The following is a 13,679-nucleotide window of genomic DNA, read 5'->3' as shown; positions in this document are numbered from 1 at the left end:
GACATTCACTATCAGCAGTGCTGCTGCAAAATCTATCAGCGGCTGCACGATAACACTTTCGCAGACAAGCTATACCTATGACGGTACAGCGAAGAAACCGACGGTTACCGTCAAGGACGGCAGTAAGACACTTACCAGCGGAACCGATTATACTGTATCGTATTCAAATAATACAAATGCAGGTACAGCCACTGTTACCATCACAGGTAAAGGCAGCTATACCGGCACAGTTTCCAAGTCTTTCACTATTTCGGCAAAGAATGCGAGCAGTCTGACTGCTACAGTTTCGCCTACGAGTTATACATATGACGGCAAGGCGAAGACTCCTGCTGTTACAGTAACTGACGGCAGCAAAACGCTTGTGAACGGTACTGATTACACTGTTTCGTACTCTGCGAATACAGAGGTCGGCACAGCTAAGGCGAATATCACATTCATGGGCAACTACACAGGCACAAAGACGTTAAGCTTTACCATCAGCAAGGCGGCACCTACTTCCATTACTAAGTGTACCGTCACTCTGGGTACAACCAATTATACCTATGACGGCACGGCGAAAAAGCCTGTGGTAAATGTACTTAACGGTTCTGATGCTCTTACTGAAGGAACAGACTTCACTGTTGCATACTCAAGCAACACAAATGCCGGTACGGCTACAGTGACTATAAAGGGTATCGGCAATTTCACTGATTCCACAACAAAGACATTCACTATCAGTCCGAAGAATGCAAGTGCGCTGACAGTTACAGTTTCACCCACAAGCTACACCTATGACGGCAAGGAAAAGAAACCGACTGTAACTGTAAAGGACGGTACAAAGACTCTTACAAGCGGCACGGATTATACTGTTTCTTATTCAAACAACATCAATGCGGGAACAGCTTCCGCTGTGATAACCTGCAAGGGCAACTACACAGGTACTAAGTCAGCAAGTTTCACCATCAGCGAACCTGCTGCTGTATCGATAAGCGGCTGCACAGCAACTCTGTCAGCAAGCACATATACCTATGATGGCAGCGAAAAGAAGCCTTCTGTAACTGTAAAGAACGGTTCAACATCGCTTATAAACGGTGTTGACTATATCGTATCCTACACCAACAATATCAATGCGGGTACAGCTGCTGTGAATATCATGGGTCTGGGCAGATATACAGGAACACTGACCAAGACGTTCACTATCAGTCAGAAGTCTGTAAGCGGTCTTACCGTTGTGGTATCCCCTGCAAGTTATATCTATGACGGCAAGGCAAAGCAGCCAGATGTAACTGTTACTGACGGCTCAAGAACTCTGACAAACGGTAAGGATTATACTCTTGCTTACTCTAACAACGTAAACGCAGGCACAGCAAGCATCGCTGTAAAGGGTACAGGCAACTACACAGGTTCGCTGTCCAAGAACTTCAAGATAACTGCGAAGTCTGTGAGCGAGCTGAATGTTACTCTATCAGCAACTGCATTTACCTATGACGGCACTGCAAAGAAACCTTCCGTGACAGTTTCCTATGGTTCAAAGAACCTTGTCAGCGGCACTGATTTTACTGTCAGCTATTCAAACAACACAAACATAGGCACAGCGACCGTTACCGTGACAGGCAAGGGCAACTATACAGGTACAAAGAAAGCAAACTTCACTATAAACAAGGCTGAGGCTGTAAATATAGCAAACTGCAAGGCTACTCTCAGCGCTGATTCATTTGTATACGACGGCATGGTCAAAAAGCCTGTTCCTACAGTAAAGCGCGGCGACAAGACGCTGAGAAACGGTGTGGATTACACATACGATTACGAAAATAACATCAACGCAGGTACTGCAAGCGTAATTGTAACAGGTATCGGCGAGTATGCGGGTACAGGCACACTGCATTTCACTATATCGCCTGCACCTCTCGATAATATAAAGATAGCTGTTCTGACAAATAACTACATTTACGACGGCACCGAGAAGAAACCTGCTGTTACTGTAACGGAGGGTATGAATACACTCGTGGAGGGTGCTGACTACAGACTCACCTACGGCAATAATGTTGAAGCGGGTACAGCACGTGTATATGTAAACGGCACAGGCAACTACACAGGCATGAAGTCTGCAACGTTCACTATAACTGCTAAGGCAGCTGATTCAAACAAGATCTCAGACTGCAGTATCCAGCTGAGCAAAAAGTCTTATGAGTACACAGGCAGTGCTATAACTCCGAGTGTTATCGTAAAGGACGGCACTGAAGTTCTTACGAATAATGTTGACTATTCTGTTGATTACATTGCAAACGTCAATGCAGGCACTGCAAAGGTAGTTGTAACAGGTATGGGCAAATATATTGGCATATATGAGGACAGCTTCACTATCACAGCGAAGTCCGCAAAGTCTCTCGGTGTTACAGTTTCACCCGAAAGCTATGATTATAACGGCACAGCGAGAAAGCCAAAAGTCACTGTAAAGGACGGCAGCAGGGTACTCACAGAAAAGACCGATTATACTCTTGATTACAGCGATAATATCATAGCAGGCAACGCAGTTGTAACTGTGAACTTCACAGGCAATTACAGTGGTACTCTTAACAAGTCCTTTAAGATAAAGCCGAGCGATATCACCAAGGCTTCAATAAAGCTGGAAAATTACTGCTACGATGCCGTCGGCAGTGCAAGATGTCCTTCCGTAACAATAGAAATGGGCGGCAGAACACTGGTGGAGAACAGGGATTATCTGGTATCATATTCTAATAATACCTCAGCAGGAATAGCTTATGTTTCCATAAGCGGATTAGGCAACTACTACGGTTCTGTAACACAGCCTTTCGTTATCGATTCGGCAAGTGCAAAGTCCATTTCTGGCTGTACTATCAGCATGGATACAAAAACTTTCGCATACGATGGCACAGCTAAAAAGCCTCAGATAACTCTGAAAAACGGCTCGGTTACCCTGAAAGAGCATCAGGATTTTGAAGTGGCATACTATAACAATATCAATGCCGGCAAGGCGACAGCTATTGTTATAGGAAGAGGCGGTTATAAGGGTACTTTAACAGCTTCCTTTACGATCACTCCCAAGTCGCTGGCAGGCGCACAGGCTGCACTTTCTGCTGCAAGTTTCAATTACGACGGAAATGCAAAGACTCCTGTTGTTACCGTTACTGCTGACGGCACAGAACTGACCGAGGGCAGAGATTTCACAGTTGCATACAAAAACAACACCGCAGCCGGAACTGCATCAGCAGTTATCACAGGTACAGGAAACTATTCGGGTTCTACCGAAAAGAAATTCACCATTAACAGCAAAAATGCAGCCTGCCTTAACGTTGTGCTCGAAAAGAACGAGTACGCATATACCGGAAAGGCTATCACACCGAAGGTGAAGGTCTACGACGGAAGCATTCTTCTGACCGAGGGCACTCATTACAGTGTGACCTACGTAAACAACATCGCAGTTGGCGCAGCAAAGGCTGTTGTTACCTGCAAGGGCAACTATACAGGCAAAATAAGCCGCGGCTTCGCTATTACCGGCAAGTCCACCTCAAAGATAAAGAAGGGCGATGTGACAGGCGACGGCGTAATAAACCTCACTGACCTTACAAAGGTAGCAGCTCACGTCAAAGGACGTAAATTACTTTCGGGCGATCAGCTCAAAGCAGCTGATGTAAATGGCGACGGCAAGGTAAACATAACCGATATTTCGCTTATGGCGGCTCATATCAAGGGCAAAAAACTAATAAAATAATTGGTTTGCAAAAGCATGATAAAAACGGCTTTCCGAATGTGGAAAGCCGTTTTTGCGTTTATATGAAATTCATGATGAAGGGTTCGATAATGCGGCAGCTTACTGCAAGGTTGATATTCTGACCATCCTTTGCGCCGCCTGTACACATACCGATTATCTCGCCGTAGGTGTTCAGCAGTGCGCCGCCGGAACTGCCGGGGGATATGGGCGCAGTGAACTGTATCATATCGGTCACATCTATCACGCGGAATCCTGAGATTATGCCGTCGGATACGGTGTTGAACAGTCCCAGCGGACTTCCGATGGCGATAACTTTCTGTCCGCGGACGAGGTCATGCATTTTTTCTCTGTACAGCGGAAGTGGTTTTGCACGGCGCTGTATCTTCAGCAGGGCCATATCATGCACGTTGTTGTACTTGACTATCTGAACGGGATAAGCGGTGCTGTCATTCTCGAATCTCACAAGGAAATAGGTGCCTTTGCTGATAACGTGATGATTGGTCAGGATATATCCGTCGGCATTTATAACTATGCCGGAAGCGCTGCCCACCATATCGCCGAACTTGTTGCACACGGTTATCATTACCACCGATTCTGCCAGCCTTGCTATCTCTTCGGAAGAAAGCTCGCGCTGCCTGCCGTGATTCATCGGAGCAGGTGCACTGCGATTTATCGGCGTTGGTACGCTGCGCTCCATCGTAGTCTGTGCGCTTGGTTTTCTCGATGGGGGAGGCGTTGTACGAACTTTCTGCGGGTATGGTGTGAAGTTGTTTTCTACAGGCGGGATATCACTGTGAGTTTCGTAAGGAATATCCTCCGGTGCACTTGCAGTAAATGTCTGCTTTGGAATATTTGAACTGCCTTTGCGGGATGGGCGCGGAGGTATCTTTACCTTGATATTGCCCTCATCACCGCGCATGGGTGCGTTGGGACGAGGACTGTTCCTGCGCTCACGTGGAGGTATCGCGACCTTGATATTGCCTTCGTCACCGCGCATAGGTGCATTGGGGCGTGGACCGCTTCTGTACTCGTGCGGAGGTGTGCTGAAAGTCGGCTGAGGACGCTGCGGAGCCCTCTGATATGTCTGGGGTGCTGGCTGTCTTACGACAGGACGGGGAGGTACATACGCCGGTATCTGAACCGCATAGGGCATACCCAGGGTTATCAGCTCGGATTTTTCAGCAAGTACCGAGGAAAGCTTGCCCTCGCCCTCTGGCATCAGCACAAGAACTCTCCAGCCCTTCATATAAGCCAGATAGCAGAAAAGATATTCCTTATAGCCTGTTTTGCCGCAGTAGATAAGTACTCCGCCTGTACGGCTGCCCAGCAGTTTGCTCCAGTGCAGCAGGCTTATGATGAGGTTCGTTTCTATTGATGGATTTATATTGCTTACGCTTTCACGGTAAAGTGAAAGAAGCCTCGCGCCCTCAAAGCTCTCAGCAAACTCCTCGGATTCTTTTCTGAGCCATTCAAGTTCGTCGCTGTTTGTAGGAGTATCGAGTTTGTTAAGACGAAGATAGCCTTCTCCCTCAAAACGGCGGTCAAGTTCCTCAATATCAAGCAGATAGCTGTCCGAAACGCCCACACAGCGCACAAAACATCCGCTGCCTGACTCTGCCAGTCTATCGATCATTCTTGACATATCATCACCCCCATATTATTTTATCATGCCCGCAGTGCTTTGTCAACATATCGGGATATAGAAAGCTATAGGGGCGGGAGCTGTTTATTTGGGGATTTTATGATATAGGTTTGTGATCATATTATTACTGCTGTTGATCTGGATTTGACAGGATAGCTGAAAGGTTGCTGTGGTCTCTGGTTTGCTGGTTTTCGCAGATAGAAAGAGCACGGACTTTTGATCGTCCGCGCTCTGAAATTTTGTATATTGCCGTGAAATCTAAGAACATTGACTGCAACATCAATCCTTATGCTTCGACCGATAAGAAAGATAGCTCTCAAGTATTATCGTAGCAGCAACCGTATCGACTACTGCCTTGCGCTTTTTGCCGCGTACGTTGGTCTCGTTGAGGAATCTGTGGGCGGTTACGGTGGTGGAGCGTTCGTCCCACATTTTTACTTCGACATCCACAAGTTTACCGATCATGGCGGCGAACTCCTCGCATTTCTGCGCTCTGCCGCCTCTTGAACCGTCCATGTTCAGCGGCAGGCCGACTATTATCTCACCTGCATTTTGCTCCTTGGCGATATCAGCTATTTTCTGCGCCAGCCTGTCGGCATGGTACTCGGTTATGGTACATACAGGCGAAGCCAGCATTTCCGAATTATCCGAAACAGCAATGCCTGTACGTGCATCGCCGTAATCTACTGCAAGAATACGCATATCCTGCTCCTCCTTAAAGTTTCAGATTTGATGTGTCTATGGAATCCATCTCGGCAGAAGGCTCCTGCTGGTTGTTATCGGCATTGTATCCGTGTGGATAGGTGTGAGCCTCATAAGCCTGAGCGCTGTAGCGTTTCATAGGTTCGCCGCCTGCATTTGAGGGCGGTGCGCTGAAATTGTTTGCAGGACCCTGATTGACATAGTGAGTTCTGCTGTTTTTGAAAGCTCTTGCGCGCTTTCTGGAAACTATGAACATCAATACGGGTATAGCGGCGATGATGAATCCGAACAGCGGCATAAATCTGGCTGTGGAAAAATCCTGCTCTTCAAGCATATAATCCGCCAGCATTTTCTTTATCTCCTGTTCAGATGTTTCGCCGCCCTGCAAATACTTCACTGTGTAATCCATTACATCATCGGGAATTGGCTTTGCTTTGAGTTCAAGTGCAACAGGTTCTGTGCTGCTGGTGACTTTTTCACCGGCGTGTTCAAGTGCGAACTGCGTGTGTATCACAAGACTGTCCATCGTCTTTATGGTATCCTTGTTTGTGGCGTGAACAAGCACGCAATATTCATCTTTGCCTTTGTTTTCGTCATAGGTTATATAGCAGAGATAGTAAGGGGTCAGCTGTTTTTTTACAGGTATGCCGTAGACGGTCTGGGTGCTTTCAAGGGTCGCTACCGTGCCAAGAACGTATTCTATCTTGCCCGTGACAAGCTCGTCCTGAGCGTAGTCCGTTCTGCCTTTTTCGTAGATTTTTCCGAAGTCCTTTTTCCAAATCTTGATAGCATCGCCCATGGTGAATATCATCATCAATATACCGATTACAAATGCAACAATTTTAAGCACCGCTATCCTTGAACTTATAAAATTTCTCATATTCTACCTCCATCTGAATTGTAGCCAGTGAACAAAAAATGTGAACGAGAATTCTGCAAATGTGAATAAATTTTGTATCACACTTATAAAAAGTCCATTATATTTTTGTGTAATATGCTCACTGAGATGTTTATGATTTTCTACTATTATATACTAATTTACGGACTTTGTCAACGTACTAAAAACCGTATTTAGTTTCTGTGAAATTTTGCTTAATATTAGCCTTTTCCCCTTTACTTGAAGGCTGAAATATGCTAAAATAGCCTTGTATAAATGAAATAGAAGGAATCTGGGGAAAAGGAAAAAAGACGTTTAGAAAGGGTGCTTAAAATGAAGAAAAGTATTTTTGGCAAGATCTCAGCAGCTGTTATGGCAGCGGCTATCATGGCAGGGCAGGCTATCGTAGCTTGTGCATACGGCGATGTACAGCTTGATTGCACTAACGCAGTTGAATCTGACAACTGGACACAGAGCATACAGTTCAATTACAACAGTAATGATCCCGACGATCTTAAGTGCTTTGATGCTACAAGAATGACAGATCAGTCTGTTATCACAGTTACATATGATATTCTCGAAACACACGAGGTCGATAGTCCTACAGGATTCCCCGTAGAGCTTATTTTCCAGAGCTGGTCATATCCCGATACCCCCATGGTCAATGCCAACGGCGGTGTATGGGCAAAGGTAGTTCCCGCTGCGCTGGATGAAGAGAATAACACTGAGTCTTTCACCTATGCTGATATCGTTGCTGCATACGGTTCCGACAACTTTGAAAAGGTGGACGCAGTTCTTTTCGGTTCTACAAATGATGCAAAGATCAAGGTAAAAACTGTTACAATTACCAACTGCAATGACAAGGGCAATCACTGGATAGACCCTGCTATCGCAGAACAGGAAAAGAAAGCACAGGAGCAGGAAAAGGAAGCACAGAAGAAAAACATCACCGGTATAATCATCGGTATCGTTGCAGGCGTTGCTGTTGCCGTAGGTGTTATCTGGTTCATAATCAGCAGCAAGTCCCGCGAGGCATTTGATGTTTCCACAGGCGAGTTCATTGACAAGAAGGACGCTAAGTAATATATTTAATTGGCGGACTTTAAGTCGGATATCCATATAGCATTTTTGCTCCGAAGCATTTTTTGTGCTTCGGGGCTTTTGCTTGGCTGCCGAGATAGATCGGATTTTTGACGACACGATATGTTTGTCAAACTATCTTTTATAATATTTTTATAATTTTGAACTTTTTATTAAAGCTCTTTACAAATTATGTAAAGTGTGCTATAATAATTAATATAACTATTGATTTTTGATAATATTTTCTAACTAAAAAGGGGAATAAATAATATGGATTGGGTTGAGGTCGATATTTATACCACTTCCGAGGGCATTGAAGCCGTAACAGGCTGCCTGCTGGGGCTGGGTATAAACGGATTTGTCATCAAGGACGCAAAGGATTTCGAGGAATTTCTCAGCGACAAGAGTGTAAACTGGGATTATATCGATGATGATCTGATGGGTCTTAAAAACTGCGAGACCACAGTTACAGCTTATCTGCCCGAAAATGCACAGGGTCTGGATTATCTGGAGGCTGTCAAGGCTGAACTCAGGGCGCTGAAGACCCGTGATACCGAGAACGCATTCGGCAGACTTGAATATGAGCTGAAAAACGTCCGTGAAGAGGACTGGGCTAATAACTGGAAGCAGTATTTCAAACCGCTGGAGATAGGCGACAAGCTTCTTATCAAGCCAAGCTGGGAGGATATCCCCGCAGGCGAGACAAGAAAGATACTGGAGATCGACCCCGCTTCAAGCTTCGGCACAGGACAGCACAACACTACTCAGCTTTGCCTTGAACTGGTTGAGAAATACCTGAACGACGGCGACAGGGTGCTTGACCTCGGCTGCGGCAGCGGTATACTTTCTATTGGTGCTGTTCTTCTGGGAGCGCAGGAATGTACCGCCATCGACATCGATGCTAACTCAGTGAAGATAGCAGGGGAAAATGCTGAGAAGAACAATATCCCCGCCGAAAAGTACCACGCGATATGCGGAAACGTCATCGACGATCAGGCACTTGTGGCTGAGATAGGTACAGGTTTCGACATGGTATGTGCAAACATCGTGGCAGATGTACTCATCGGCATGAGCGGACTGTTCAAAGGCTTCCTGAAACAGGGCGGCAGGCTGATAGTTTCGGGTATAATCGATATGCGCAAGGACGAAGTTCTTGATGTGATAAAAGCACAGGGCTTTGTACTTGACGAAATAAGAGAAAAAGAGGACTGGGTAGCAGCTTCATTCAAAGCGCCGTAAGTCCCGTAAATATGCAGCAGAACGAAAGGAAGTGCTAAAATGCAGCTGATATTTGTAGTCATTAAGAGAGTGGAACTGGTGGACGAGATCATGCACGCCCTTGCGGCAGCAGGTATAAAGGGGGGCACCTGCATTGACAGCGTGGGGATGGCAAAGTCAATATCGGATATGGATAATCTCCCGATGATAGGCGTTCTCAGGGCGATGCTCAAAGGTGAAGACCCCGAGCAGAAAGGCAAGACCATCTTTGTGGCAGTCCACGACGAGCAGATCGAAGCAGCTAAGGACGCTATTCACAGCGTAACAGGCGATCTCACCAAGCCAAACGCAGGTGTGCTCTTTGCAGTACCCGTTACATTTGCCGAGGGTATAAACTGATAAACGTTAATAAGCATAACAGGCACTTCTGTCACACCGATGACAGAAGTGCTTTTTCATACGCAAAAAAACGACCCGAAAGCACGAAGCTCGGGTCGTTTTGATATACACTTTAAAAGGTGAATTACTTCATAGCCTCTTCAACTGCAACTGCGCAAGCAACAGTAGCACCAACCATGGGGTTGTTGCCCATACCGATGAGACCCATCATCTCAACGTGTGCGGGAACGGAAGAAGAACCTGCGAACTGTGCATCAGAGTGCATTCTGCCCATAGTATCAGTCATACCATAGGAAGCAGGACCTGCAGCCATGTTATCAGGGTGCAGAGTTCTGCCTGTACCACCGCCGGAAGCAACAGAGAAGTACTTCTTGCCAGCGTCTGTTCTTTCCTTCTTGTAAGTACCTGCAACAGGGTGCTGGAATCTGGTAGGATTGGTGGAGTTACCTGTGATGGAAACGTCAACGTTCTCCTTCCACATGATAGCAACGCCCTCGGTAACATCGTTAGCACCGTAGCAGTTTACCTTAGCTCTCAGACCCTCGGAGTAAGCCTTGCGGAATACTTCCTTAACCTCGCCTGTGTGATAATCCATCTCAGTCTCAACGTATGTAAAGCCGTTGATACGAGCGATGATCTGTGCAGCGTCCTTGCCCAGACCGTTCAGGATAACTCTCAGGGGCTTCTGTCTAACCTTGTTAGCCTTCTCAGCTATACCGATAGCGCCCTCAGCAGCAGCGAAAGACTCGTGACCTGCCAGGAATGCGAAGCACTCGGTATCCTCTTCCAGAAGCATCTTGCCCAGGTTGCCGTGACCCAGACCAACCTTACGCTGGTCAGCAACAGAACCGGGGATACAGAAAGCCTGGAGACCCTCGCCGATAGCAGCAGCAGCGTCAGCAGCTCTTGTGCAGCCCTTCTTGATAGCGATAGCGCAGCCTACAGTGTAAGCCCACTTAGCGTTCTCGAAGCAGATAGGCTGGATGCCCTCAACGAGCTTGTATATATCCAGACCCTTAGCCTTACATACCTCAGCGCACTCCTCGATGGAGTTAATGCCGTATTCCTTGATTACAGCCAGGATCTGCTTTTCTCTTCTCTCATAAGATTCAAATAATGCCATGATACTGATCCTCCTTATGCCTTTCTGGGGTCAACGAACTTAACGGCATCAGCAACTCTGCCGTACTGACCCTTAGCCTTCTCGAAAGCTGTATTAGCGTCGTCGCCTGCCTTGATGAAGTCCATCATCTTGCCAAAGTTTACGAACTTGTAGCCGATGATCTCATCGTCAGCATTCAGTGCGAGATCAGTAACATAGCCGTCGGTCATCTCCAGATAACGGGGACCCTTAGCCAGTGTACCATACATTGTACCAACCTGAGAACGCAGACCCTTACCCAGATCCTCCAGACCTGCACCGATGGGCAGACCGTCCTCGGAGAATGCAGACTGCGAACGACCGTAAACGATCTGCAGGAACAGCTCTCTCATAGCGGTATTGATAGCATCACAAACGAGGTCTGTGTTCAGAGCCTCAAGAATAGTTCTGCCGGGCAGGATCTCGGAAGCCATAGCTGCAGAATGGGTCATACCCGAGCAGCCGATAGTCTCAACGAGAGCCTCCTGTATAACGCCCTCCTTAACATTCAGGGTGAGCTTGCAGGTACCCTGCTGGGGAGCACACCAGCCGATGCCGTGTGTAAAGCCTGAGATATCCTTTATCTCCTTTGCCTTGACCCACTTAGCCTCCTCAGGGATAGGAGCAGCGCCGTGAGCAACGCCCTGTGCGATAGGGCACATTGTTTCAACTTCGTGCGAATAGATCATTGATAATAACTCCTTTCGGTTATTTGGCAGTCCATGCCGCCTCTAATATATAATACTACATTTCTTCTGACAATTCAAGTCTTTTCACAAAAATTTTTAAATTAACTGTCATTTTTTACGAAAGCCCTGCATCCCGATGATTAAGGGCTTTCGGGAACACTATGAAGCCGGCGCACGGAGTAGTATTATAAGGTGTGTCCCTGCATAAGATTCGTTGAGACCGCGGCAGAGATACTTGATAAATACATCACAGAGAACACGACAGATGGCTCGGCTAGCAATAAGTAAAACCAAACAACACATATTAATAATATTTATGCAAAGCGCTGAAAATATTAAGGAAATATTGAAATAACCATTATAATGAGTTATAATTATATCATTAAATGAATTTATGAAATAGGGGGATATTTTATGGAACCGATCAAGGCTTTTATTCAAAAATGGCGTGATAAACTTGCATATATGGAATTCAGCGACCTTTTCCCGCAGAACAAGAAGTGTGATGTACGTGATATCAGAAGCGTGATATTCTTCATCGGCATTTATCTTGTTGCGCTTATTTTCTGCGCACTGTTCTTTGTGGTACTGGGTTCGATACCTTTCATCTGGTGGCTGTTCAGGTTCATCGGAGTTGTGGTAGGTGTATATGCTCTTGTAGGAATGGTACACATTCTTTTGCAATACATGAAGTACAACAGCTGATAACGCCTGCTATGTTAAACAGATAGTAATGTCCCGAAGCGTATAAAAGCGTTTCGGGACTTTTTGTTTGTATGGATAGATTTGGGATTTGTTGGGATAGTCAGAAATTTGTTATTTCTCACCCCTCGTTCCTCGGGTCGAGCTGTCGGATAACAGCGACTGCGTCGGCTGTGGCTTCGCTGTTTGATTATGGACGCGGGGATTAAATAATTCACGTACAAAAAAATACGAGCGCATACGGTCGTATACGCTCGTATAATTTGGTATTGCCGCGCCATATTGTTCGGAAGTTTGCTTTGCTCTTATTGCTTGCTATGCATTTTGGCTTTGCGCCTTGGTGATTGAGGGACTCCGCCCTTAACAGTCAGCTTTTCTGACTGTGGCTCCCCGCAAGCTTTTCGCGAAAGGCTTGACCAAAAGCTCGCCTCTTTAGCAGTTTTCCCTCGTTACCTATCTATCTTCATACTCTCAATAAGCCTGTCAAACATCTCTTTCAGACCTATCTCAGCTTTCCAGCCCAGTGCTTCAGCCTTATCTGTCGCAAGATTCATCTTCACCTTAGGATTGTAGCCCAGCTTAGTAGCGTCCTCAACGATGTTGAAAACAAGCTTTGTGCCGCTCTCGGGATAATTCTCTATCAGCATCTCTGCCATGCCGCGTATGCTTATAAGGGTGTTCTTGTTTGCGATATTGTAAGCCTGTGCCACCTCGCCCCTTAGCAGTACCGTGAGTATACCTGTAACCGCATCACTGATATAGCAGTAATTTCTCTCAGTGGAACCGTCTGTCATCAGTACGATGTCTGTTCCCTCGATGATGGCTCTTGCAAACTGCGCGAAAACTCTGCCGTCGTTGTAGCCCACACCTGCGCCCATGCTTTGGCAAAGTCTTGCCACCTTAACAGGCACGCCATATTCGTGAGCGTAAGAAGTGCACAGTGTTTCAACTATCCTCTTGCCCTCGGAATAACTGCTTCTTACGCTCATGGGGTCGATGCTTCCGAAGGTCTTTTCGTCAACGCTCTCCATACTGAGGTCTACAACACCGTAAACTTCCAATGAAGACAGATATACCATGCCCTCAACATTCTTGGCTTTAGCCAGCTCCAGCAGATTCTTGGTACCGTCCAGAGCAGTGTATATGGTCTCCACAGGTGTTTCCACAAATGCCTTTGAGCTTGTTATGCTGGCACCGTGGATTATAAGGTCGATGTTGCCCTCGTAGCTGTAAGGCGCAGTAACATCCTGTACCAGGAATTCCAGCGCCGACTTGTCAGCATATTTAAACAGCTTCTCAGCTTTCTCCTTGTTGCGTACCGCCGCGATGACTTTCAGCCCAAGTCCCTTTTCGGCATTTGCGTTAAGCAGTGTCATTACCAGCTGTCCGCCGATAAGACCTGTCGCACCTGTCACCAGTATAGTCTTGCCTTTCAGCTTGTCCCAATCTATAAGATCTGCACCCGAAGCACGCTCAATGTCCTCCTGCATTATCCTGTTGTCCGAAAGCTTCATTAT

11 protein-coding genes are annotated in these 13,679 nt (G+C 46.5%); 5 read left to right on the top strand and 6 right to left on the bottom strand.

Annotated elements, in window-relative coordinates:
• Nucleotides 1-3,712: dockerin type I domain-containing protein (locus BMY75_RS18450; protein WP_074832290.1), on the top strand; the 3,712-nt coding region annotated here is incomplete at its 5' end.
• Nucleotides 3,713-3,770: 58 nt separating this feature from the next.
• On the opposite strand, the gene BMY75_RS08065 is transcribed toward BMY75_RS18450, so the two are convergent.
• The 3 genes from BMY75_RS08065 to BMY75_RS08055 form a co-directional block, all read right to left on the bottom strand.
• Nucleotides 3,771-5,354: a S1C family serine protease gene (locus tag BMY75_RS08065; RefSeq protein ID WP_074832286.1), complete on the bottom strand. Its 1,584-nt coding sequence runs from the start codon at nt 5,352-5,354 to the stop codon at nt 3,771-3,773.
• 279 nt (nt 5,355-5,633) lie between these two features.
• Nucleotides 5,634-6,056 carry a Holliday junction resolvase RuvX gene (ruvX, locus tag BMY75_RS08060; RefSeq protein WP_074832282.1) on the bottom strand — a complete coding sequence of 141 codons (423 nt, stop codon included), beginning with the start codon at nt 6,054-6,056 and terminating at the stop codon, nt 5,634-5,636.
• 13 nt (nt 6,057-6,069) lie between these two features.
• A complete protein-coding gene (locus BMY75_RS08055; protein ID WP_074832279.1) occupies nt 6,070-6,936 on the bottom strand; it encodes a DUF6709 family protein in 867 nt (288 codons plus the stop codon).
• 330 nt (nt 6,937-7,266) lie between these two features.
• Between BMY75_RS08055 and BMY75_RS08050 the strand changes: the two genes are divergently transcribed.
• The 3 genes from BMY75_RS08050 (at nt 7,267) to BMY75_RS08040 (ending at nt 9,630) form a co-directional block, all read left to right on the top strand.
• On the top strand, nt 7,267-8,016 hold the full coding sequence (locus tag BMY75_RS08050) for a hypothetical protein (protein ID WP_074832275.1): 750 nt from the start codon (nt 7,267-7,269) through the stop codon (nt 8,014-8,016).
• Between the two features lie 267 nt (nt 8,017-8,283).
• Nucleotides 8,284-9,252: a 50S ribosomal protein L11 methyltransferase gene (prmA, locus tag BMY75_RS08045; RefSeq protein WP_074832272.1), complete on the top strand. Its 969-nt coding sequence runs from the start codon at nt 8,284-8,286 to the stop codon at nt 9,250-9,252.
• A gap of 39 nt (nt 9,253-9,291) precedes the next feature.
• A complete protein-coding gene (locus BMY75_RS08040) occupies nt 9,292-9,630 on the top strand; it encodes a hypothetical protein (RefSeq protein ID WP_074832267.1) in 339 nt (112 codons plus the stop codon).
• Nucleotides 9,631-9,754: 124 nt separating this feature from the next.
• Here BMY75_RS08040 and BMY75_RS08035 read toward each other — a convergent pair whose 3' ends face one another.
• Both BMY75_RS08035 and BMY75_RS08030 read right to left on the bottom strand, forming a co-directional pair.
• Nucleotides 9,755-10,753, bottom strand: a complete 999-nt coding sequence (locus tag BMY75_RS08035) for a GGGtGRT protein (protein ID WP_074832263.1) — start codon at nt 10,751-10,753, stop codon at nt 9,755-9,757.
• A gap of 14 nt (nt 10,754-10,767) precedes the next feature.
• A complete protein-coding gene (locus BMY75_RS08030) occupies nt 10,768-11,460 on the bottom strand; it encodes an iron-sulfur cluster assembly scaffold protein (RefSeq protein ID WP_074832260.1) in 693 nt (230 codons plus the stop codon).
• 414 nt (nt 11,461-11,874) lie between these two features.
• Here BMY75_RS08030 and BMY75_RS08025 point away from each other — a divergent pair, with 414 nt between their 5' ends.
• Nucleotides 11,875-12,165 (top strand): hypothetical protein, encoded by a 291-nt coding sequence (locus tag BMY75_RS08025; protein ID WP_074832256.1) that lies wholly within the window; start codon nt 11,875-11,877, stop codon nt 12,163-12,165.
• Between the two features lie 446 nt (nt 12,166-12,611).
• On the opposite strand, the gene BMY75_RS08020 is transcribed toward BMY75_RS08025, so the two are convergent.
• Nucleotides 12,612-13,676: an NAD-dependent epimerase/dehydratase family protein gene (locus BMY75_RS08020; RefSeq protein WP_074832253.1), complete on the bottom strand. Its 1,065-nt coding sequence runs from the start codon at nt 13,674-13,676 to the stop codon at nt 12,612-12,614.
• Nucleotides 13,677-13,679 lie beyond the last annotated feature (3 nt).

The sequence above is a fragment of the Hominimerdicola alba genome, assembly GCF_900109655.1.
GTDB classification, from domain to species: domain Bacteria; phylum Bacillota; class Clostridia; order Oscillospirales; family Ruminococcaceae; genus Hominimerdicola; species Hominimerdicola alba_B.
The sequence above is the reverse complement of the archived record's forward strand: the minus strand, read 5'-3'. Positions and strand labels throughout refer to the sequence as shown.